Source organism: Actinoplanes campanulatus, assembly GCF_014647795.1.
Lineage (GTDB): Bacteria > Actinomycetota > Actinomycetes > Mycobacteriales > Micromonosporaceae > Actinoplanes > Actinoplanes campanulatus.
The window spans coordinates 1-21,951 of record NZ_BMPW01000035.1; the positions used below are offsets into that span (position 1 = coordinate 1).

General features: G+C 70.5%; 23 protein-coding genes and 1 tRNA gene. 18 read left to right on the forward strand and 6 right to left on the reverse strand.

Annotated features, from left to right (window positions below; genetic code table 11):
• Nucleotides 1-138: 138 nt before the first annotated feature.
• From IEZ13_RS42155 to IEZ13_RS42175, 5 genes are all read left to right on the forward strand, one after another.
• A complete protein-coding gene (locus tag IEZ13_RS42155) occupies nucleotides 139-459 on the forward strand; it encodes a hypothetical protein (RefSeq protein ID WP_221246376.1) in 321 nt (106 codons plus the stop codon).
• Complete coding sequence (locus tag IEZ13_RS42160) at nucleotides 443-961, forward strand: DUF6879 family protein (RefSeq protein ID WP_183227779.1); 519 nt, start codon at nucleotides 443-445, stop codon at nucleotides 959-961. The genes IEZ13_RS42155 and IEZ13_RS42160 overlap by 17 nt, the downstream gene beginning before the upstream one ends.
• Nucleotides 942-1,793: a helix-turn-helix domain-containing protein gene (locus IEZ13_RS42165; RefSeq protein ID WP_183227778.1), complete on the forward strand. Its 852-nt coding sequence runs from the start codon at nucleotides 942-944 to the stop codon at nucleotides 1,791-1,793. The genes IEZ13_RS42160 and IEZ13_RS42165 overlap by 20 nt, the downstream gene beginning before the upstream one ends.
• A 238-nt stretch (nucleotides 1,794-2,031) precedes the next feature.
• Complete coding sequence (locus IEZ13_RS42170; RefSeq protein ID WP_183227777.1) at nucleotides 2,032-2,274, forward strand: hypothetical protein; 243 nt, start codon at nucleotides 2,032-2,034, stop codon at nucleotides 2,272-2,274.
• Between the two features lie 95 nt (nucleotides 2,275-2,369).
• Nucleotides 2,370-2,594 carry a hypothetical protein gene (locus IEZ13_RS42175; RefSeq protein WP_127504541.1) on the forward strand — a complete coding sequence of 75 codons (225 nt, stop codon included), beginning with the start codon at nucleotides 2,370-2,372 and terminating at the stop codon, nucleotides 2,592-2,594.
• A gap of 261 nt (nucleotides 2,595-2,855) precedes the next feature.
• Here the strand turns inward: IEZ13_RS42175 and IEZ13_RS42180 are convergent, their stop codons facing one another.
• Complete coding sequence (locus IEZ13_RS42180) at nucleotides 2,856-3,236, reverse strand: hypothetical protein (RefSeq protein WP_183227776.1); 381 nt, start codon at nucleotides 3,234-3,236, stop codon at nucleotides 2,856-2,858.
• Nucleotides 3,233-3,430: a helix-turn-helix transcriptional regulator gene (locus IEZ13_RS42185; protein WP_203834114.1), complete on the reverse strand. Its 198-nt coding sequence runs from the start codon at nucleotides 3,428-3,430 to the stop codon at nucleotides 3,233-3,235. The genes IEZ13_RS42180 and IEZ13_RS42185 overlap by 4 nt, the downstream gene beginning before the upstream one ends.
• A 170-nt stretch (nucleotides 3,431-3,600) precedes the next feature.
• Between IEZ13_RS42185 and IEZ13_RS42190 the strand changes: the two genes are divergently transcribed.
• Nucleotides 3,601-4,293, forward strand: coding sequence for a hypothetical protein (locus IEZ13_RS42190; protein WP_183227775.1), 693 nt, complete (start codon nucleotides 3,601-3,603; stop codon nucleotides 4,291-4,293).
• A gap of 53 nt (nucleotides 4,294-4,346) precedes the next feature.
• On the forward strand, nucleotides 4,347-5,492 hold the full coding sequence (locus IEZ13_RS42195) for a tyrosine-type recombinase/integrase (RefSeq protein WP_183227774.1): 1,146 nt from the start codon (nucleotides 4,347-4,349) through the stop codon (nucleotides 5,490-5,492).
• Nucleotides 5,493-5,582: 90 nt separating this feature from the next.
• Here IEZ13_RS42195 and IEZ13_RS42200 read toward each other — a convergent pair.
• Nucleotides 5,583-5,658, reverse strand: a tRNA-Arg gene (locus IEZ13_RS42200).
• 13 nt (nucleotides 5,659-5,671) lie between these two features.
• The gene (locus IEZ13_RS42205; protein ID WP_183227773.1) at nucleotides 5,672-6,754 is read right to left on the reverse strand and encodes an alpha/beta hydrolase; all 1,083 of its coding nucleotides are present in this window, start codon (nucleotides 6,752-6,754) and stop codon (nucleotides 5,672-5,674) included.
• Between the two features lie 171 nt (nucleotides 6,755-6,925).
• On the opposite strand from IEZ13_RS42205, the gene IEZ13_RS42210 reads away from it, so the two are divergent.
• From IEZ13_RS42210 to IEZ13_RS42250, 9 genes are all read left to right on the forward strand, one after another.
• Complete coding sequence (locus tag IEZ13_RS42210) at nucleotides 6,926-7,552, forward strand: single-stranded DNA-binding protein (protein WP_183227772.1); 627 nt, start codon at nucleotides 6,926-6,928, stop codon at nucleotides 7,550-7,552.
• Nucleotides 7,553-7,769: 217 nt separating this feature from the next.
• Entirely contained in the window at nucleotides 7,770-8,234 is a 465-nt protein-coding gene (locus IEZ13_RS42215) for a hypothetical protein (RefSeq protein ID WP_229795712.1), read from the forward strand.
• Between the two features lie 5 nt (nucleotides 8,235-8,239).
• Entirely contained in the window at nucleotides 8,240-9,262 is a 1,023-nt protein-coding gene (locus tag IEZ13_RS42220) for a cobalamin biosynthesis protein (protein ID WP_183227771.1), read from the forward strand.
• Nucleotides 9,259-10,785 carry a cobyric acid synthase gene (locus IEZ13_RS42225; RefSeq protein WP_183227770.1) on the forward strand — a complete coding sequence of 509 codons (1,527 nt, stop codon included), beginning with the start codon at nucleotides 9,259-9,261 and terminating at the stop codon, nucleotides 10,783-10,785. Before IEZ13_RS42220 ends, IEZ13_RS42225 begins: the two co-directional genes overlap by 4 nt.
• Before the next feature lie 119 nt (nucleotides 10,786-10,904).
• Nucleotides 10,905-11,984 carry a M48 family metallopeptidase gene (locus IEZ13_RS42230; protein ID WP_183227769.1) on the forward strand — a complete coding sequence of 360 codons (1,080 nt, stop codon included), beginning with the start codon at nucleotides 10,905-10,907 and terminating at the stop codon, nucleotides 11,982-11,984.
• Nucleotides 11,985-12,052: 68 nt separating this feature from the next.
• The gene (locus IEZ13_RS42235; RefSeq protein ID WP_183227784.1) at nucleotides 12,053-13,399 is read left to right on the forward strand and encodes a dipeptidase; all 1,347 of its coding nucleotides are present in this window, start codon (nucleotides 12,053-12,055) and stop codon (nucleotides 13,397-13,399) included.
• A gap of 13 nt (nucleotides 13,400-13,412) precedes the next feature.
• Nucleotides 13,413-14,888: an FAD-dependent monooxygenase gene (locus IEZ13_RS42240; protein ID WP_183227768.1), complete on the forward strand. Its 1,476-nt coding sequence runs from the start codon at nucleotides 13,413-13,415 to the stop codon at nucleotides 14,886-14,888.
• Between the two features lie 140 nt (nucleotides 14,889-15,028).
• The gene (locus IEZ13_RS42245) at nucleotides 15,029-15,316 is read left to right on the forward strand and encodes a hypothetical protein (RefSeq protein ID WP_221246373.1); all 288 of its coding nucleotides are present in this window, start codon (nucleotides 15,029-15,031) and stop codon (nucleotides 15,314-15,316) included.
• Between the two features lie 94 nt (nucleotides 15,317-15,410).
• Nucleotides 15,411-16,949, forward strand: coding sequence for an ATP-dependent DNA ligase (locus IEZ13_RS42250; RefSeq protein WP_183227767.1), 1,539 nt, complete (start codon nucleotides 15,411-15,413; stop codon nucleotides 16,947-16,949).
• A 10-nt stretch (nucleotides 16,950-16,959) separates the two neighbouring features.
• Here the strand turns inward: IEZ13_RS42250 and IEZ13_RS42255 are convergent, their stop codons facing one another.
• The gene (locus IEZ13_RS42255; protein WP_183227766.1) at nucleotides 16,960-17,391 is read right to left on the reverse strand and encodes a hypothetical protein; all 432 of its coding nucleotides are present in this window, start codon (nucleotides 17,389-17,391) and stop codon (nucleotides 16,960-16,962) included.
• A 118-nt stretch (nucleotides 17,392-17,509) separates the two neighbouring features.
• A complete protein-coding gene (locus IEZ13_RS42260) occupies nucleotides 17,510-18,433 on the reverse strand; it encodes an SURF1 family cytochrome oxidase biogenesis protein (protein WP_229795713.1) in 924 nt (307 codons plus the stop codon).
• A 136-nt stretch (nucleotides 18,434-18,569) separates the two neighbouring features.
• Here IEZ13_RS42260 and IEZ13_RS42265 point away from each other — a divergent pair, with 136 nt between their 5' ends.
• On the forward strand, nucleotides 18,570-20,813 hold the full coding sequence (locus IEZ13_RS42265) for a cobyrinic acid a,c-diamide synthase CobB (RefSeq protein ID WP_183227765.1): 2,244 nt from the start codon (nucleotides 18,570-18,572) through the stop codon (nucleotides 20,811-20,813).
• Nucleotides 20,814-21,299: 486 nt separating this feature from the next.
• Nucleotides 21,300-21,932, forward strand: coding sequence for a TIGR03086 family metal-binding protein (locus IEZ13_RS42270; protein ID WP_183227764.1), 633 nt, complete (start codon nucleotides 21,300-21,302; stop codon nucleotides 21,930-21,932).
• Nucleotides 21,933-21,951: the final 19 nt, after the last annotated feature.

A 21,951-nucleotide genomic window follows, 5' to 3' on the forward strand; every position in this document is an offset into this window, starting at 1 on the left:
TCACCCCACGAAATCCCTGTTCAGCGCCCCGCGCCGTGAGAATGCAATAGCCCTGCGGGGGTATGACCCGCTGTGGCCTTGAATGGGCACCGCCGTGTGATAGCACCGCGAAACCTGCCACCGTTTCGGGGTCGTCGCGTGTCGCTGATCGACAAATTTCGAAGCTTGACGGTGCGTAGTGTTGCGCTCACGATGGTGGGGCGCGCAACACTACGCAACCTTCGAGACAGGGAGTTGGCCGTGCGCCTAACCTTCGTTGCCAAGGACCCGAACTCCAACCCGACGAACTCGCCGACCCTATACCGGACTGACCGGGGTAGCTGGTTGGTGCAGGGTTTCGTGGTGACCGATCCCGAGGCGTTGGCTGAGATGGACATTCCGGAGGGAGAGTCTGTGGTCGAGATCCCTGACCGGATGATCCAGTTCTTCACCGAGGAGGGCCGTGGCGTCGCTGGATGAGGCCGAGTTTGATCGCTTGCTCCGCACCTTCGAGAGGTCGTCAGATCATCTGGAGACGCGTGACGCCTACGGAACCGAGATCGAGATTCCGTACATGGCCAAGTGGGCGGCTCAGGAACCGGATGACCTGAGCTGGCTTGATGACTGGTGCATCACTCTGCGAAGCCACGTTGCGGGGGGCAAGAGTGTCCGGCGGGCTCGGGTGGTGTCTGAACCGCTGAGCGACTATCAGCGCTGGAGCTTCAGCATCGCTCAGCCGATGGTCGATGCTGGCGAGGACATCCGATGGACTCCCCGGTCGCTGGTGTCGTCGCTGGCTTTGCCAGGAAACGACTTCTACCTGTTCGATGATCGGCTCGTGGTTTTCCTGCTCTACACCGGGAACGGGCTGAACGCCGGCATGGAGACCTCGACAGACCCGGCCGACCTAAACCTCTGCCGATCCGCCTTCGACGCGGTGTGGAAGCTCGCGATCCCGCATCGTGACTACGAACCCAAGTAGCTCTGCCAAGCAGGCGCAACAGGCGTTAGGCGCCCGACTCCGTGAGATCCGCAGAGAAGCCGGACTCACGGGGCGGGCGCTGGCTGCTGCAACGGGCCAGCACTACACCCGCGTGAGCAAGCTGGAGAACGGGGTTCAGCAGCCGACGGTAGGCGACATCCGGGACTGGTGCCGGGCGTGCGAGGCAGACGCTGAGGTCGCCGATCTTCTCGCCACGTTGCGGACGGTCGAGTCGGCGTACGTGGAGTTCCGTCGCCAGGCGAGAGCCGGCATGAAGCGGCTGCTGGGAATCCGTGCTCCCACCCTCTACGAGGAGACGAACCTCTTCCGGATCTACGAGCACAACGTGATCCCTGGCCTCTTCCAGACCCCCGACTACTGCGCCGCCATGCTGTCGTTCTGGAGCCGCTTCCTCGACACTCCCAACGACCTGGAGGAAGCGGTCGCCGTCAGGATGGAGCGCCAGAAAATCCTGTACCAGCGGGGCAAGCGGTTCGCCGTCATCCTGGAAGAACAGGCGTTGAGGATCTGGTTCGGGGACGCCGATACCCAGGCCAATCAGCTCGACCGCCTGTTGACCGTCATGTCGCTCCCGACGGTTGCGCTCGGCATCATCCCGCTCATGGTTGAGCGGGGAGCCGTACCGTCTGCAGGGTTCTGGATGTTCGACAACCAGCTCGTTGCTTTGGAGACGCCGACGGCAAGTATCGAGGTCACCCAGCCCAGCGAGATCGAGCTGTATGGGCGGATGTTCGAGAACTTGCATCAGGTCGCCCTGTACGGGAAGCATGCCCGAGACCTCGTTACGCGCGTTGCCGGTGAGCTGAGCTGAAGCAACTATTCGCAACATCGTGGACCCGTGAGTTAGCCCTTACCTAGCGTCTATCCCTGTTGCCAATGAGGGGTGTGACCCATGGTGCTGATAGCCGTAGTGGCCTCGCTGGTCGTCGGGTTCGTCGGCGGCGTGCTCAGCTTGAAGGCCAAGAACAAATGGTGTGCCGGTTGCGGGACAAGCCTGGCCTGTCTCGCTTGCGGGGAGGTGAACAGTGGAGCGCCGCGTTCCTGCCGTGATGCGTGAGGTCTCGCCCGGCGTCGTCCTCAAGGTGAGTGTCATGGGCGGCTACTCCATCGAGCGAGACGGCGAGTACATCGGCTGGATACATGCCAGCATCGGCGACCGATGGAGCGCCTACGTGAGACGTCCCGGAACCAGCGGGGACCTCCTGGGCAGGTACACCCAGGACGAAGCAGTGAAGGCCATCGTGACGGCCTGGGACGCGGGCGTTGTCCTCCCGAACGGACGCCGAGCATGACGGAGAAGCGGGAGTATCCGCCGGCCGTCCTCGTGCACTCCGAATCGTGCCCCGACGTGGGGGCTCTCCGCAGGCGAGGCACGACCTTGATCCCGATGATCACTCCGGCCATCGCTCGCACCTACCCGAACGGCAGGATGCACAACTGCTACCACTTCACGTTGCAGAGTCGCGGCGTGGTGGAGACGGTGCAGTACCCGCCGCATCAGTACGAAGAATCGACAGTCGTGTACGACGACGCGACCATGCCGTTGTGCGCGGTGTGTATGGGAACGCATGGAGTCCTCGATCGGCTGGTCTTGCCGCCGGGTGTGCGCTGACCGCTGAGGGCGGGCGTGCCCGGGTTGAGGTTAACCAAGGCGAAGGCGGAGCCCTCGGTGGTTAGCCTTTCCTGGTTCGGGGCGGAGCCCCGAGATGACTGGCATCCCGAGACTTCACCGCTCGTCTGTTCTTGCCGTTGAGAGAGAGTAGAGAAGACGCTGACGTCTTCCCAGCTCACGGCGTTTTGGGTTGGTGCTGGTGACCAATCGTGTTGGTTCAGCAGGCCGACGTTTACTCAGAAGGTTGGGGGCTCAGGTCAATCAAAGGTCATGGACTGAGCATCGCCATCGATCCTTCGTCGACTTCTGGAAGATGTGATGACGAAGCACGAGGCAACGGGCCTTCGACTCCGGGGCGATGAGGCCGCGGCTCTTGGCCTCCTTGATGGCTGCTGAGACGCTGTCGCGGCGACAGGCCACCACCTCGCCGGTGTCGGTGACAGTGCCCAGGATTCGGGCGAGTTCGCCGACCCGGAGTTCGGCATGGCCGAAGGCGTTCATCTTGCCCATGGCGGCGAACAGAACACGGATGTGGAGCGGTCCGGTGCTCGACTCACCGGCCAACTTGTACATCTCGTTCTGCGAGAACGCTGCCCATGGGCTGCCGCCCGCGAACACGATCTGGCGGTGCGGATCGGTCACGCGCTGACCCCTGTCACGAGAGCCCGTTCCTCGTAGGCCTCGATATCGACGAGTCGATACAGGATGCGTCCGCCCAGCTTGAGGTAGGCGGGGCCGATCCCTGCGCTGCGCTGGTTCGCGAGGTGTCCGGCGGTTACGGACCAGCGCTTCGCCAGGTGGGCCGGAGTGAGGTGGGTGGTGTCTTGCAGTGGCACGAGGCGGAACCCCCATGGTTGGACGAGCGTGTGGGCATCGGGATGTCCTCTCCTCGGTGTGCTGAGCCTGAGCTTGCGTGATCTACGACGAAGTTTAGCGACAGATAATGAAGGTGCCAACTTGCCATAATCATTATGGCTCGTAGCTACTATCTGGTAGCCTCGTCGGCATGAAGAGAACACCCTCCAACGCGAGCGAGGCGTTGGCGATGGCCTCGGAGTCCGGCGGCCCGGTCGTATGGCTCGGTGAGAGTGGTCGGGAAGCGTTCGTGGTTCACCGCCACGATGACGGCGACCAGGAATGGCTCGTGGCGTTCCGGCTGGCGGCCTCGGGCGATGCCCTGGGCGAGTGGCGTCCGGTCGAGTTCGCGGTCCGTCAAGCCGTCGAGTCCGAATCCCTCGCGATGTCGAGCAAGACCATCCGTGCGCTGCCCATCGGCGAGTTGTTGGCCGCCTCCAGGAAGGCGCTGAGCGCTCAGCGCGGAGGCCGCATGGGCTCTGCTGGCCTCCGCTTGGTCAACCCGTCTGCGGTGTACCTGGCGCCCTTCTTGGAGGACGCTCGTGGGCGTCAGCCTCGTGACGATGTGGCCTACGCCGGCCTCGCCCTTGAGTACTCGTTCCTGGTCCAGGACGGCGACCGTACGCCCGCCAAGACGCTCGCTGCCCAGCACGGCGGCGTGAGCGGCACCTGGGCCAACCGCATCGCGGAAGCGCGGCGGCGAGGTCTGCTCACCCCGGTCAAGCCGGGCGAGGCCGGTGGCGGGATGACCGACAAGGCGATGAAGCTGCTCAACCCGGCGTGGTCACCGGAGGCCGACGCATTGATCGATGCCCAGATAGCTGAGATGGAAGGTGATGCATGAGTAGGCGACCCCTTGGCCTCGGTGAACACGGCGAGGTCGAAGCGAGCCCGCAGATGCGGGACGAGGCGGGCAAGTGGAAGCGAGCGCCCATCCCTCGCCGTGCGGAGCGTTGGCGCGCACGTTGTTACTACCGGGGCTATGACGGTGTCGTGAAGGAGGTCTCCCGGTTCGCGGCGACGAAGCGGGCAGCCATTCAGGCCGTTGGGACAGCCCTGGCGGAACGCGAACGCGGCCACGTCGAGATGACCTCCGGGATGAAGCTGGCGGCGGCAGGCGAGCTGTGGCTTGCTCAGATCCGGCGTACCGACTCCGGACTGAGCGCAAGGACCATCCTCGACTATGGCCGGACCTTCGCCCGCTACATCGACGTTCCGGGTTCAAGCATCCGGGGCCTGACGCTTGCCCAGGTGAACGACCCGCAACGCCTACGTACCTTTCTCCAGACGGTGGCCGACAAGCACGGAACCGGTGCCTCGAAGATGAGCCGCAGCGTGCTGTCCGGCATCCTCGGGTTCGCGATCGACAACGGCACGCTGACGACCAATGCACTCCGTCAGATCCGGGCGGTCAAGGCGCAGGTCGTCAAGACACCGGTTCGGGAACGGGACACCACCCGCGCGCTGACCAAGGACGAGCGAGACCACGTCATCGCCTACGCGGACAAGCTCACTCTGTCCGAGACCATCAACCCGCGTACCCGTCGGAAGCGGGAGGCGGTAGCCGACCTGACGGCGTTCATGGCCGGGACCGGAGTGCGGATCAACGAGGCGAGGGCCGTCCGCTGGGACGACCTCGACCTGGACGCCGGAACGGTTCACGTTCGCGGGACCAAGACGCGCGGTTCGGACCGGCGGCTCAACCTGCCGTCGTGGCTCTCCGAACGGCTCAAGGTGAGGGCGGAACGGTTGGAAGCCGAGGGGTTGGTCTTCAGCTCTCCGCACCACCTGAAGGAGCCGGAACGCATGTGGGACCAGAGCAATTCGGCCAAAGCGCTCGCTCGCATCTTCATCGGCAGCGGGTTCCCGTGGGCCACCCCGCACACCCTCCGGCGTACGGTGGCGACGATCCTCGACCAGTCGGGCGTACCCATCGCGAAGATCGCCGACCAACTCGGCCACACCGATCCGGCCATGACCGCACGTGTTTACCTGGGGCGCGACCTCATGGGCGACAAGTCGGCGGTCGCGGCGTACCTCTGACGCCGGAACGTCAAAGTAGGTAACAATCCAGGTAACCAGGGCTTGAGCTGGAGCATCGTCAGATGCGTACGCCCTGGTAGATCGAAGTTATGGCGCGCCCGGCAGGATTCGAACCTGCGACCCACGGATTAGAAGTCCGTTGCTCTATCCGCTGAGCTACGAGCGCTGGCCAGCACATACTAGGCGGTCGTGCCGGACTTGTCGTCCGCCTCGTCCGCGGCGATCCCCTCCACCGCCGCCTCGGCCGCCTCCAGAACGGTGGCTATGCCCGCTTGGTCCTCCGGCGCGGGCGGAACACCCACCTCAGGAGTCCCCGGAGCCGGCAGGAACGCGTCCACCCAGCGTCCCAACTCGCGGAACACCTCGGCCCGCACATCCTTGCCGGACAACGTCAGATCGTGCATGCCACCGTCGAACCGGGCGATCGTCACCCGCGGACCCAGACCCGGAGCCCACCGCGCGATGTGCTCCACGTCCAGCACCGCATCGGTCACCCGCACATCGTCATGCCACTCCCGGCCCCGGAACGTCCGCGTCGAACACGCCACCAGCACCGGCGCGTCGATCGCCAGGCCCGAGCGCAGCTTGCGCTGCCCCCGCCGGATCGCCTCCAGCCAGCCCATCCGCACCGGGAAACCCAGAATCGGCTTCCACGCCAGGTCGTAGGTCCACTCGCCGTGGTGGTCCGTGTGCAGGCTCTTGCCGTACAGGCCCAGCGACGCCGCCGGCATCTTCCGGTACGGCCTACGGCCGGTCACCGCCAGCACCATCGACATCAACGGCCGCCGCATCAGCCACGGCAGATTGAAATCGAAGAACGGGCTGTTCAAGAAAAGACCGTCGATCAAGCCCCGCTCACGCCGGCAGTGCGCCCACAACGACGTGATCAGGCCACCCGTCGAATGCGCGCTCACCAGCAGCTGGTCGTGACCGTCCTGCTCCCGGATGATCCGGACCACCTCGTCCAGCTCCGGGAAGTAGTCGGTCATGCTCCGGGCGAAGTTCGGCGTCTGATGCGGCAACAGGCTGCGCCCGTACTTCCGCAGATCCAGCGCGTAGAAATCCCAGCCCCGCTCGACGAAGAAATCCGCCAGATGCGTCTGGAAGAAATAGTCCACGAACCCGTGGACGTGCAGCACCGCCCGCCGCGTCGGCGTCTCCGCCCGGCGGCGCACCAGCGTCGCAACCACCGGCCCCTCGTCGTCACTGCCCAGTTCGATGGTGTGCCGCTCGTACGGCCATCCGAGGACGTCGGTCTCCACGCCCACAGGTTACCCATGAGTACCGCCCGGTGCGCCATACCAAAATCCCGCCCGTACCGGCCGCCGTCCACAATCCGCCGCCGTCCACAGCCATCGACCCGGCCGCCCCTCCGCATCCGCCAAGCTCGGCGGCGACCGAAACACCCCACACCCCACCAGGGAGACGGCACCGTGTTCGAGACCAACATCGTCATCGTCGGCAACGTGCTCACCGCACCCGAGTGGAGACGCGTCGGCGACAGCAACAGGCTCGTCACCAACTTCCGGCTCGCCTCCACCGCCCGCCGCTACGACCGCGAGACCGGCCGCTGGACCGACGGCAACAGCCTCCGCGTCCGGGTCACCGCCTGGCGCCGGCTCGCCGAAGGCGTGGCCTCCTCCATCACCATCGGTGACCCCGTCATCGTCTACGGCCGCATCTACACCCGCGACTGGGTCGACGAAGCCAACAACAACCGCGTCTCCTACGAGGTCGAGGCCTTCGCCGTCGGCCACGACCTCGCCCGCGGCCGTTCCCAGTTCTTCCGCAACAAGCCCGCGCCCGCCGACAGCACCGTCGAAGGCCCGGACACCGACGCCCTCATCGACGGGGAACCCTCCGCCGTCCTTCCCGACGACGAGATCCCGGTGACCTTCGGCGACGGTCTGCCCGAGCGCGACCCCGACGATGAGGGACCCACCTTCCAGGAGGTCGTCGCCGGCATCGCGGACCAGACCGCCGAGCCCGGCGACGAGCCGGGCACACCGGAGACCCGCCCGGTCCGCCGGGTCAAACGGCGCGAACCCGTCGCCGCCTGAGACCTTCCCCACCGCCGCCGCCGGGCATCGATCACCCTGCCGATCGCCAGGTGCGCGGCGCCCGGGTGGCCCGGCCGGAAGCACCCCGGCCGGGCCACCGTGAGGCCGGCCCCGGCGGTTCCTTCTATCAGGATGGGCCGATCGTGCCGAAGCAACCGGCCGCCAGTCGGAGCGGCCCGGCTAGGCCCCGGGTACGGCAACCGGGCAGACTGAACCCGTGCTGCTGAAGGACATCCGCGCCATCGTGACCGAGCAGATGGTGCTATCGCCGGAGGACCAGACGGCCGAGGACACCAACACCAACTGGTTCGGTGCGCCACCCCATGAACGCATGGGTCTGTCCGCGGACGAGGTCGTCACCGCGTTCGAGGAGACCGCGGCGGTCCTGCGCGACCAGGTGGCCGGCTCCGGTCACCGGGGCACCGCCACCTTCTACGTCTGGCACGACACCATCGCCGGGCAGCTCCGCTGCTCCGCCGGCACCCGCAAACCCAGCGACCTGCCGTTCAACGACGAATACCAGGTCACCGAAGACCTCCGGGGCATCGTCGTCGAGTTCCTCGAGGACCGGGCCCCCGGCTCCATCGCCTGGGGTGAACTCGAACCCGTGCCCTACCCCGACGACATCGAACCACCCGCGCTCGCCGTCTGGGCGTTCGACCTCACCCCGTTCGGCCGCTGAGAGTGATGCCACGGTGGACCGCGGACGCGGCCGGCCTCATCGGCGGCTACCTGCTCGACGCGGCACTCGGTGACCCACGCCGGCTGCACCCGGTAGCCGGCTACGGCACCGCCGCCGCGGCACTGGAACGACGGCTCTACCGGCCCCACCGGCGCGCGGGGACGGCGTACACCGCCATTGCCGTCGGTGTGCCCGTCCTCGCCGGGCTCGCCGCCGCCCGGGCCACCCGCAACCGGCCGGTCGCCCGGGCCGCCGTCACCGCGGCCGCCACGTGGACGGTGCTCGGTGGGCGTACCCTCCGGCGCGAAGCGAAAATCATGGCGGGCCATCTGGAAGCCGGGGACCTGCCGGCGGCCCGAGGGCGGCTCGGGCACCTGTGCGGACGGGATCCGTCCGCACTCGACGAGCCGGAACTCGCCCGGGCCACCGTGGAGTCCGTCGCCGAGAACACGTCCGATGCGGTCGTCGCCCCACTCTTCTGGGGAGCGCTGCTCGGGCCGGCCGGACTGCTCGGATACCGGGCGGCGAACACACTCGACGCCATGGTCGGGCACCGGTCCGAGCGGTACGCACGATTCGGGACGCCGGCCGCCCGGCTGGACGATCTCCTGAACCTGGCGCCCTCGCGGGTCACCGGGGTCGTCACGGCGGCCGTCTCGCCGGTGGCGGGCGGGTCCGTCCGGGAGACGCTCCGGGTGTGGCGGCGGGATCGCGGGGACCATCCGTCGCCCAACGCGGGGCAGTGCGAATCCGCCATGGCCGGGGCGCTGGGGGTGCGGCTCGGTGGGCGCAACGTCTATTTCGGACGCAGTGAGGTGCGGCCGCTCCTGGGGGACGGGCCGCGGCCGTCGGCGGGGCATCTGCGACGGGCCGCCCGGGTGTCGGGGGCGGTCGGGGTGGTGGCTCTGGGGATGGCGGCCGCCCTGGCGGCGGCACGAGGTTTGATCACGGCCGGTGGTGGCGGGGGCGGGGCGGGGCCCGAAGGGCCGCACGAGCCCATGACGCCCGTCCGGGGGTCCCGTCGATGACCGGCGCCCTCCTGGTCACCGGCACCACCTCCGACGCCGGCAAGAGCATCCTCACCGCCGGCATCTGCCGCTGGCTGCATCGCAACGGCGTACGCGTCGCCCCCTTCAAATCCCAGAACATGTCGAACAACTCGGCCGTCGTGGTCACCGCGGACGGCCGTGGCGGTGAGCTGGGCCGAGCCCAGGCCATGCAGGCCGCCGCCTGCGGCATAGCCCCCGACCTGCGCTTCAACCCGGTCCTGTTGAAGCCCGGGAGCGACCGCTCCAGCCAGGTCGTCCTCCTGGGCGAGGCGGTCGACACGGTCACCGCCGGGAACTACCGGACCCTGCGCCCACGCCTGGCCGAGACGGCCTTCGCGGCGTTCGAGGAGCTGCGCTCCGCGTACGATGTCCTGATCTGTGAAGGGGCCGGAAGTCCCACCGAGATCAACCTTCGCGACGGCGATTTCGTCAACATGGGCCTGGCCCGCCGTTTCGGCCTGCCGACCGTGGTGGTCGGCGACATCGACCGCGGCGGCGTGTTCGCCGCCTTCTTCGGCACGCTGGCTCTGCTCGCCCCGGAGGATCAGGAGCTCGTCGCCGGGTTCGTGATCAACAAGTTCCGCGGGGACCCCGGCCTGCTGCGCCCCGGACTCGACATGATCACCAAGGCGACCGGCCGGCCGGTGCACGGAGTCCTGCCGTTCCACCTGGACGTCTGGCTCGACGCGGAGGACTCCCTCGCCTACGGCCGGGTCCTGGGCCGTCCCGGGCCGCCACGCGGAACCGAGTGGCTGCGCGTCGCCGTGGTCCGCCTGCCGCGGATCTCGAACGCCACCGACGTCGAGGCGCTCGCCGCCGAGCCCGGCGTACAGGTCAGGTTGACGATCGAACCGGGCGAGATCGCCGACGCCGACCTGGTCGTGCTGCCCGGCTCCAAGGCCACCGTGAGCGATCTGGCCTGGCTGCGCGACACCGGCCTGGCCGGCGCTATCCACGCGCACGCCGCCGCGGGCCGGCCGCTGCTCGGCGTCTGCGGCGGCTACCAGATGCTCGCCGAGACCATCCACGACGAGGTGGAGAGCGGCCACGGCACGGTGCCCGGCCTGGGTCTGCTGCCGGTCGGCATCACTTTCGCGGCCCGCAAGACGCTGGCCCGCCCGGCGGGGAGCGGCCTGGGCGCGCCGGTGCGCGGTTACGAGATCCATCACGGGTACGTCTCCGCGGGCGCCCCCGACCCGCTGCTGCGGTACGACGACGGCCGTCCCGAGGGCGCGGTGGCCGGCAACGTCTACGGCACGCACTGGCACGGCGCCTTCGAGTCGGACGAGTTCCGTCGGCGCTTCCTCACCGAGGTGGCCCGGCGGGCCGGCCGGCGCGGGTTCACGGTCGCCCCGGACACCCGGTTCGCCGCCGTCCGCGAGCGCGCGCTGGACGTACTCGGTGATCTGGTCGAGGAGAACCTGGACACCGCCGCCCTCTGGCGGCTGATCGAGCAGGGCGCCCCACCGGGGTTGCTGTTCCTTCCCCCGGGTGCTCCCTAGGGATCGATCTCCGGGTCTTCTCCGGGTCGCCGGCAGGGACACGCGTTGCGTCGCGGGCGTACGTTGGGCCCGGAAGCGCGGCCCTGCGCCGCGGCAGCGGCGAGGACGGGGTGACACAGATGACCACCGAGGACGACAGCCGGCCGGTGCGCCGCCGGGTGACCCTGACCGGGATCAGTTCACGCGCCTGGGAGCATCCGGCAGACAAGGGCGCGCTCTCCGCCCTGCGCGAGTTGCGCGGTTTCGACGACGTGGTGAAGACGTTCTTCGGCATGTGGAACGAGCGGGGTTTCCGGCTCATGTTCCTGGCCGGCGGCATTCGCGTGGACCACCGGCAGTACCCGCGGGTCTACCAGCGGTTCACCGAGGCGGCGGCGGCGCTGGACGTGCCCGATCTGCCGGAGCTGTATGTGACGCAGGACCCGCGGATCAACGGTCAGGCGATCGGTCTGGACCGGCCGTTCATCGCGCTGACCACCGGCGCCGTGGAGAAGCTCGACGACGACGAGTTGCGGGCGCTGCTCGGGCACGAGCTGGGCCACGTGCGCAGCGGCCACGCCGTCTACAAGACCATCATGACGATCCTGACCAGCTGGGCGGCGAATCTGAGCTGGCTGCCGGTCGGCGCGATCGCGTTGCGCGGGATCATCGCGGCGATGCTGGAGTGGTGGCGCAAGGCGGAGCTGTCCGCCGACCGGGCCGGCCTGCTCGCCGGTCAGGACCCGGCCGCCTCGCTGCGGCTGCTGATGAAGCTGGCCGGCGGTGGGGACCTGTCGCAGATCGACACGGCCGCGTTCCTCGAGCAGGCGGCGGAGTACGAGGGCGGCGGCGACCTGCGCGACAGCATCCACAAGATCGGGCTGACCGCGTGGAACAGTCACCCCGTACCCGTCGCTCGGGCCGCTGAGCTGCGGAAGTGGATCGACTCGGGGGAGTACGCACGGATTCTCGGCGGCGACTACCCGCACCGGGACGGCGACGGCGACGCGTCGGTGTCCGAGGACGTGAAGGCCGCCGCCAAGGCGTACCGGGACGACTTCTCCACCTCGCAGGACCCGCTGGTGACCCTGGTGCGGCGGTTCGGTGGCGGGGCCGCCGATCTGGCCGGATCGGCCGCCGGGAAGGCGTACAACTGGGCCAGCGACGCGGCCCGGCGAGGCCGCGGGGACAACGGCGGTGAGGGTACGCCGGACGCATGATCCGCATGCCGCCGATCCGGGCGGGCCGGAGGTTGTCACACTTCCGGCCTACGATCGGCGGCATGAGCCTGAGTGAATCCGATCTGCGCGCCGCGATCCGGCGCGAGATGCCCGGTGTCCGCGCCGACCTGGAACGGCTGGTGCGGATCCCGGGTGTCGCCTTCGAGGGTTTCGACCACTCGCACGTCGAGCGGTCCGCCGTGGCGGTCGCCGAGCTGCTGCGCGGGTGCGGGCTCGACACCGAGATCGTCCGGCACGGCGGCCAGCCCGCCGTGATCGGGCGTAAGGCGGCGCCGGCCGGCGCGCCCACCGTGCTGCTCTACGCGCACCACGACGTCCAGCCCGTCGGTGACCTCGCGCTGTGGACCAGCGATCCGTTCGAGCCGGTCGAGCGGGACGGGCGGCTCTACGGCCGCGGCACCGCCGACGACAAGGCCGGGGTGATGGCGCATGTCGCCGCGCTGCGCGCGTTCGGCGATCAGCTGCCGGTCGGCGTGGTCGTCTTCGTCGAGGGGGAGGAGGAGTACGGCTCGGACTCCCTCGACACGATCATCCACGAGCACCTGGAAGAGCTGCGGTCCGATGTCATCGTGATCGCCGACTCCGGCAACTGGGACATCGGCCGGCCGGCCCTGACCACCTCGCTGCGCGGCCTGGTCAACCTGTTCGCCGAGGTCCGGGTGCTGAAGAGCGCGGTGCACAGTGGCATGTTCGGCGGTCCGGTGCCGGACGCGCTGATCACCCTGGCCCGCCTGCTGGCGACGCTGCACGACGACGACGGCGAGGTGGCGGTGCCCGGGCTGGTGGGCCGCGAGGGCGCGAGCGTCGACTATCCGGCCGACCGGTTCCGGCACGAGGCCGGGATCCTGGACGGCGTCGACCTGATCGGCCGGGGCACCATCACCGACCGCATCTGGACCAAGCCGTCCATCTCCGTGCTCGGTGTCGACGCCCCGCGCACCCTGGAGGCGGCCAACGCGCTGCAGCCGACCGCCAAGGCCAAGATCAGCGTCCGGCTGGCGCCGGGCGAGGACCCCAAGTCGGCGTACGACGCGGTCCGTGCCCACCTGGAGAAGAACGTGCCGTGGGGCGCCCAGCTCGAGGTCACCCTGGAGAGCGACGGCCAGCCGTGCGTGATCGACGCGACCGGCCCGGTGTATGACGCGGCCCGCGCCGCCTTCCGCTCCGCGTGGGACGGCACCGAGCCGGTGGACATGGGCGTCGGCGGGTCGATCCCGTTCATCGCCACCTTCCAGGAGCTGTTCCCGGCCGCCGCGATCCTGGTGACCGGCGTCGAAGACCCGTATTCCGGCGCACACGGACCGGACGAGAGCCTGCACCTCGGTGAGTTCGAGCGCGTCTGTGTGGCCGAGGCGCTGCTGCTCAAGAACGTCGCGGAGACCATGACGAGGTAGATCGGGGTGGCTGATGGCCGAGCTGTCGTGCGAGGTCCTGGTGGTGGGCGCCGGCCCCACCGGGCTGATGCTCGCCAACTGGCTGACCAGGCTCGGGGTTCAGGTGATCGTCGCGGACGGCAAGGACGGTCCGACGATCGAGTCCCGGGCGCTGATCGTGCAGGCGCGCAGTCTGGAGATCTACGACCAGCTCGGCATCGGCGACCAGGTGCTGGAGGCAGCGCGCCGGGCCGAGGCGCTCGCCCCCGGCTTCGGGGCGCGCGGCTTCGGGCGGATCCCGCTCGGGCCGCTGGGCGGGGCGGTCACGCCGTACCCGTACATCGAGGTTCTCGAGCAGAGCCGTAACGAGGAGATCCTCAACGAGAATCTGCAGAAGCTCGGCGGCCAGGTGTTCTGGGAGTCGCCGGTCACCGCGGTCGTGCAGACCGAGGACGGGGTCGAGGCGAAGGCCGGCAACCACACGGTGCGGGCCCGGTTCTGTGTCGGCTGCGACGGCGCCAACTCGATGGTCCGCAAAGCCCGCCGGATCGACTTCGAGGGTGTCACCAACCCGCACCGCTTCTTCGTCCTGGACGCGACCGGCGCCGGCGGGCTCCAGCCGGACGCGATAAACGTCCGCCCCTACCGGGATGATTTCCTGCTCGCCTTCCCGATGCGCGGCAACGGCAACTGGCGGCTGATCGGCCTGGTCCGGGACGTGGACGGCGACGGCGCCCTGGACGAGGAGGACGCCCGCGCCCGGATGCTGCGGACGTACGGGGTCACCTACGACCGGTCCCGCTGGTTCGCCACCTACCGGGTCCATCACCGGGTCGCCGCGGCGTTCCGGGACGGCCCGTTCCTGCTGGCCGGGGACGCCGCCCACGTGCACTCGCCGGTCGGTGGCCAGGGCATGAACACCGGCCTCCAGGACGCCCACAACCTCGCCTTCAAACTCGCCGACGTGCTGCGCGGCACCCGGAAGGACGGCTGGCTGGACCGCTACGAGGCCGAGCGCCGCCCGGTCGCCCGGAAACTCGTCGCCACCACCGACCGGGTCTTCGGGTTCCTCACCTCCAGCCGGTGGCCGCTGCGCGTGCTGCGGCGGGTCGCGGTGCCGCTGCTCGCGCCGGTCGGGGTTCGGGCGCTGCCCGGTTCCGCCGGCGGATCCCGGCTCTTCCAGTACGTGTCGCAGATCCGGATCCACTACCGCCTCGACCCGGCCGGGACGCCTGGGCGGCGGCGGGATCCGGTGGTCGGGCGGCGGCTGCCCTGGGCCGACGGCAACCATGCGGCACTGCGCGCCGCCTGCTGGCAGATTCACGCGTACGGCGGGGTGACCGCGGCCGACGCGCCCGACCTCGGCGTGCCGGTGCACGTCTTCCCGCCGGCGCCCGCCACCGTGCTGCGTCCCGGCCTGTTCTACCTGGTCCGGCCGGACGGCTTCGTCGCCGCACGGGCCGAACCGGCCGAGGCCGACACCCTGTTCCGGCACGCCATGGCCAGGTGAGACACGGTTGTCCACAGGTTGGATCAACGGGTGGCGCCGGCGATCGATCCTGTTAGGATTCGAACATGCGTTCGACTGCATCGAGCACTCCGGCCGCGCAGCCAGGTCCGACCGCGCAGCGGCTCTCCGCCGCGCAGAGCATGTCGGCCGCGCTGGCCGGCCGTGCGGCCCGGGTGACCCCCGGTTCCGCGCGTGACCCACTCGACCGTCTCCGCACGCGTGAGCGGATCGAGTCGATCGCCCGGCTCCGTGCCGCGGCCCGCGCCCTCGGAGACGTCGACGTCTCCGGGTGGGACGACGACACCCTCACCGATCACCTCGATGACCTCTCCAGGGTGCTCTGCGCGCTCGATGCCGAGCTGGCCCGCGTCGCGGACGCGGTCCGGGCCCGTGGCTTCCGGATCGCGGAGGAGCCAAAGGCCGCATGACCGACTTCCGCACCCCCGGATAAAGCCCCGCGCCATCGTCGCGGCGGGGCGTTCCGCGTCCGCGGGGACACGAAAGACGTAACCGGCTGTCAGGATGGGGATCGTGCGGTTTCTCGACATAGCAGCCACCTCGGCCGCCGTCGCCGCGACCTCGGGCCGCAAGGCCAAGATCGAGCTGCTGGCCGGGGCGCTGCGGCGTCTCGACCCCGGTGAGATCGTCGCCGGGGCGGCGTTCCTGGCCGGCGAGCTGCGGCAGCGGCAGACCGGCGTGGGCTACGCGTCCCTGCGTGAGCGGCCACCCGCCGCCGCCGAGGCCACGCTCACCGTGGCCGCGGTCGACGCCGCGATCCAGGAGATCTCGACCGTCGCGGGAGCGGGCTCCCAGGCCCGCCGCAGACAACTGCTCGGCGCGCTGTTCGCCGCCGCCACCGAGGAGGAGCAGCGGCTCCTTCTCGGCCTGTTCGGCGGCGAGCTGCGGCAGGGCGCGCAGGCCGGGCTGCTGGCCGAGGCGGTCGCGGTGGCCGCCGAGGTGCCGGCGACCGCGGTCCGCCGGGCGCTGCTGCTCTCCGGCGACCTCAAATCGGTGGCCGTCGCGGCGCTGTCCGGCGGTGCCGCCGCGCTCGCCGAGATCCACCTGCGGGTCGGCACCCCGCTCAGCCCGATGCTGGCCGGCAGCGCACCCGACGTCGCGGCCGCCCTCCAGGCCACCGGCGCCCCCGCGGTCGTCGATGTGAAACTCGACGGCATCCGCATCCAGGTGCACCGCTCCGGCGACGACGTGGCCGTCTATACCCGCAGCCTCGACGACATCACCGCCCGCCTGCCCGAGGTGGTCGCCGCCGTCCGTGAGCTGCCGCTGCGCGAAGCGATCCTCGACGGTGAGGCCATGGCTCTCGACGAAGCCGGCCGGCCGCGCCCGTTCCAGGAGACGTCGAGTCGCGCGGCGACCCGGGGCGCCCCGGCGAGCGGCCTCCGGCCGTACTTCTTCGACCTGCTCCACCTCGACGGCGCCGACATGCTCGACGAACCCGGCCGGGTGCGCTGGGCGGCCCTCGCCGAGTCGCTGCCGGAGTCCCTCATCGTCGGCCGCACCGAGGCCGGGAGCGAGGAGCAGGCGGCGGCCGCGTTCGCCGCCGCCCTGGCCGCCGGGCAGGAGGGCGTCGTGATCAAGGCGCCCGAGGCGGCGTACGACGTGGGCCGCCGGGGCGCCGCCTGGATCAAGGTGAAACCCCGCCACACCCTCGACCTGGTCGTCCTCGCGGTCGAGTGGGGCAACGGCCGCCGCCGTGGATGGCTCTCCAACCTGCATCTCGGCGCCCGGGACCCGGACTCCGGCGGGTTCGTCATGCTCGGCAAGACGTTCAAGGGCCTGACCGACGAGCTGCTGCGCTGGCAGACCGAGCGTTTCCAGGCACTGGCCGTCTCCGACGACGGCTGGGTCGTCCGGGTCCGGCCGGAGCAGGTCGTCGAGATCGCCTTCGACGGCGTCCAGACGTCACCCCGCTATCCGGGCGGGGTCGCCCTCCGGTTCGCGCGGGTGCTCCGCTACCGCGACGACAAGACCGCCGCCGAGGCCGACACCATCGCGATGGTCCGGGCTCTCCACGCCGGAGTGGCCTCCACCGGGCCCTGAGCCGTCGGGGTCAGAGCGCGGCCAGACTCCGGACGTAGTTGACCTGCTGATTGATCGACGCCACATCGCCCTCGCGCTGAACCGGGACACGGCCCACGTACTGATGAGTGCCGCTCGTCACGGTCACATGCACCGTTCCCTGCGGAACCGTCTCCTTGACCAGCAGGAGCAGCAGGCTGAGGCCACCGGTCGGGCAGATCGCGAGGAAGGCCGCCACCTTCGCCCACATCGGGGTGCGCCGTTGCGAGAGCCAGTGATCGGTGACATGCCACCGCGAGCCGGCGAGCGGCAGATCACCCACCGGTGTCCGGACCAGCGAGGAGGTGACGTGAATCTCAGCGATCTCCACGATCACCGGCCCGGTCGCCTCCGGGACGGCCGGGCTCTCCGGCTCCGGCGAGGGAGCGGGCGCGCCCCACGGATCACCAGACGGAAAGGTCATGCCGCCACCCTATTCGCCCTCACCGATCGTCGCGAGGCGGCGCTCACGGCCGCGCGCCACCGTCTACTCGATACGGCGATTTCGGTGGCGTCGGCGGCACGGCCGGGAGGAGGAGGTGCTAGTCGCTCTCCGGCCGGTCGGCCGTCACGGTGGCGGACCGCGACGCGGCGGCCCGCCGGTCCGCCTCCTCGACGCGGTCGCGCGAGGCCTTGCGCTGGTCGGCCGCCTCGACGCGGTCGCGGGAACGGTCGGCCTTTCTCGCGGGCCGGGCGCCGGACGGCTTCCCGGACGCCGACTCCAGGGCCTCCCGCCGGGCCTGCCAGCCGTACAGCACGAAGACCATCCCGGCGAAGACCCACCACTGGACGGCGTAGCCGCCGTTCTGCCAGGAGTCCTCGTGCGGGATCGGGATCGGGACGAAGGCCGGATCGGCCGCCGGAGTCTGTTCCGTCAACAGGACATACGCCCCGTAGACCGGGAAGGGCAGTTCGGTGGCGAGGCGCGGCAGACTGATCCGCCGGGTGTCCAGACGGCCGTCCCGCCGGTCCACCGGAGCGGGTCGGCTTTCCGACAGGTGAATCTGCCCGACGACCGTGACCTGCCCGGTCGGAGCGGGCGGAACCTCGGGTGCGGCGAGCGCCCCGCCGGGCGGCGCGGGCACCCAGCCACGGTCCACCAGAACGGCCGTGCCGTCCTCCAGGAGGAGCGGTGTGAGGATCTCGAAACCGACCTTGCTGCCCACCGTGCGGCCCCGCGCCTGGATCTCGTTGGCCGGGTCGTAGCGGCCGCTGAGGGTGACCTTTGTCCAGGCCAGAGCCTTGCCCGGGGCGGCGCCCGGGGTGCCCGCCGCGGTCGGCGCGGTCAGCACCGAGGTCAACGCGACGGCGTCGACGGTGTTCGCGGCGTCGATCCGGTCATTGATGGCCGTGCGTTCCTGATACCGGTGCAACTGCCAGTTGCCGAGCATGACCATCACCACCGAGGCGACGACGGTGAGCGCGGCCGCGGCCAGCCAGCGGGGGGTGAGCAGGAACCGGTACACCCCCTGAGGCTACCCGGCTAGGCGATAGTCCCTGCTCCAGCCAGGTAGTCTGCGACATCCGGCAGTCGACGAGAAGTGGCGGCCGCCTGCGGAAACCTCGGGGGAGACATTGATCACCGCCCAGCCTCGTCTGGTCGTGAGCGCGCCGTCGTCCGGCCACGGCAAGACGGCCATCGCCGTGGGACTGCTCGCCGCGCTCAGCGGACGCGGCATCCCGACCGCGGGCTTCAAGGTCGGCCCGGATCACACCGACGCGGCGTACCTCGGACTGGCCGCCGGACGCCCCGGCCGCAACCTCGACCCGCGCCTGGTCGGCGCGCAGCGTGTCGCGCCGCTCTTCGCGCACGGCGCGTCCGGTGCGCAGGTCACCGTCATCGAAGGCGCGATGGGCCTGTTCGACAGCCTCACCGGTCAGCCGGAGGTCGACGGCACCGCGTCGGTCGCCGCCGCGCTGCGGGCCCCGGTCGTGCTGGTGGTGGACGTCGCCGCGATGGGCCACTCGCTGGCCGCGCTCGTCCACGGCTTCCGGATGTTCGACGAGATGGTGCACCTGGGCGGCGTCATCCTGAACCGGGTCGCCTCCGAACGGCACGAACAGATGCTGCGCAGCGCGATGGACGACATCGGCATGCCGGTGCTCGGCGCCCTGCATCGCGGTGACCTTCCCAACGTGCTGCCCGCCCGGTCACACGGGCTCGTTCCGGTCGCCCACCGGACCGTCGAGGCCGGCCGTGCCGTGCGCCGCCTCGGTGAGGCGGTGGCGGGCGCCCTCGACATGGAGCGGCTGATGGCGCTCGCCGCATCGGCGCCGCCGATCCCCGGCCCGCTCTGGACCCCGGCCGAGGCGGCCGGGGACGTCCCGTTCGATCAACGGCCACTGATCGCCCTGGCCGGCGGCCAGGGCGCCCCCTACACCTACGTGGAGACGGCCGAGTTGCTCACCGCGGCCGGCGCCGACGTCGCGGTCGTCGATCCGCTGCGCGACGAGGCACTCCCGCCGGGCACGCGCGGCCTGGTGGTCGGTGCGGGCCTTCCCGAGGGGTACGCGGAAGAGCTCTCCGCCAATCGCCGCCTCTGCGCTGCGGTCGCCCAGTTCGCCCGGGACGGCTGGCCGGTGGTGGCCGAGGGCGTCGCCCTGCCGTGGCTCGGCCGTGAACTCGACGGGCGTCCCATGTGCGGTGTCCTCGACGCCACCGCCACCACCGGAGAGCAGACCGTCGCCGGCTACCGTGAGGCGACCGCCCCCGGCATGTCCGTGCTGGCGCCCGCCGGCGCCCGGATCACCGGCTACAAGCAGCACCGGGCGGTCGTCACCCCCCGCTCCGGCGCGAACCCGGCCTGGACCTGGTCCGGCGGCAATCCGGAAGGCTTCGTCTGGCGCCAGGTGCACGCCTCACAGTTGGGCCTGCACTGGGCCGCGGCCCCGGAGATCGCCCGTCGGCTGGTCGCGGCCGCGCACGCCGGTCCGCAGGGTCCCGGATCGTCCCATCCCGCTGCCGGCATGCCCTCGGCTCCGACGCAGGGCATGCCTTCCGTCCCGCCGCCCGGCATGCCTTCCGGTCCGCCGCAAGGTGTTCCGTCCGGCCCGCAGGGGATGCCCGCGGGATCCCCATCCGGGATGCCGCCCGGAATGGTGCCGGCCGGCCACCCGGCGATGGTGCCGGCCGGTGCCGGCCTGCCGCCGGTCCAGGGCTCGCCGTCCGGCCCCGGCACGGGCGGCCCACCCGCGCAGGGTGTCCCGGACACCGTGGTCCTCACCACCTCGGGCCAGGTCTCGTCGAGCGCGGCCTCCGGTATGCCGCACGGTATGAACCATCCCGGCCACAACGGTCCCGGCTCCGGCCTGCCGGGCGCAGACGCGTACGGCCAGGACTTCCCGGGTCATGACGCTCCGGGCCAGGGTGCCTTCGGTCCCGATTTCCCGGAGCGGGGCGCCTCCGGCCCCGGTCAATCCGGCGGCGGTCAGTCCGGTCCAGGTGGGTTCGGGCCCGGGTCCGGCCAGTCTGGTCCGGGCGGGTTCGGGCCCGGGTCCGGCCTACCGGGTCACGGCGTGCCCGGCCAGGGCATGCCGACCAACTCCGGCCCGGCCATGTCACCTGGTCAGGCAATGCCGCTCAACCCGGCCATGTCTCCCGGCCAGCCCATGTCACCCGGCCAGCCCATGTCTCCCGGCCAGCCCATGTCACCCGGCCAGGCCATGCCGCCCTCGGCGGGACCGATCGTCCTGCAGGGACAGGTGCTGCCCCCGCTCGGCCGCCAGGGCAACGGCAGGCCGCCCGGCCCCGACATGCCCGGCCCGGATCACGGGATGCCGACCGGCCCGGGCGGCCCCACGCACTCCGACGACCATCCGGCCCCGGACTTCCCCGTTCATTCCTGACCGCTCGTCCCGCGGGATGTTCCGCCTACCACCGGCGGCCGGGGATTCCGTCTGTTCGAGGCCGGTTCTCCGGCCTCGGCGGGTAGCCGGACGGGAAGCGATTCGTCTCTTGTCACCGGGCAGAGAAGGTCGCCGGCCGGCTGAGATCGCTCATCGGCTCGCAGGCGTGAAAACCGGCGTCCAGGCATTCCGTCCGTTGTCGCCGTGAAGGAGATGCGATACGCCCGTACTGGGGAGGAGGGCGGAGCCGCCGACGGTCCCTTCGATCCGCTGCTGTCCGGCGGAGAGGCCGAAGATCTTCTCGGCTGAGCCGGTAGGGACGGTGCCAGCCGACGGGCGGAGTGCGAGCAGGCTGTCCGGTGCCGCGGGCGAGGGTGGGGTTCGCCGCCGGAAGCGGCCCAGCGTGCGAAAGGCCGGATCTCGGGCTGCGAAGTTGTCGTACCCCCCTCGTACCGTGAGGGCTACGAGAACCGAAGGAGGTGGATCGTGGCCGATCGTGTGCCGCTGGATTTCGACCCGCCGGTTCGTCAGATCAGAGCCCTGCTGCTGGGGGTCGACGATCGTGACCTGACCGCCCCGACGCCCTGCCCGGGCTGGCCGGTCGCCGCGCTGCTCGATCATCTGATGGGTCTGGCCCACGCTTTCACCTTGGCCGCCCGCAAGCGTTCGGGCGTCGACGGGCCACCACCCGAGCCGTCCGCCGAGCACCTGTCCCGGCATTGGCGCAGCCGGCTTCCGGTGTTGCTGGCCGAGTTGTCCATGGCGTGGAAGGATCCGGCCGCCTGGACCGGCACGGCGCAGGCGGGCGGTGTCACCATGCCCGCCACCGCGATGGGCGCCGTCGCGATGAATGAGCTGGTCATGCACGGGTGGGATCTCGCCCGGGCGACCGGCCAGGACTACGCCGCCGATCCGCGCGCCCTGGAGCAGTTGATCGAGTTCCTCGGGCAGGGCCCGGGCGAGGGCACGCCGGGCCTGTTCGGTCCACGCGTTCCGGTCGGCCCGGAGGAGGATCTGCTGGCCCAGGCGCTGGGCCTGGCCGGCCGCGATCCGGCCTGGCGACCACCCCGCCGCCGACCGGCCAGGCCCACCCGGCCGGTCCTCCCGGTCCGCGACTGAGGCCGGCTGGTCTTTCCGG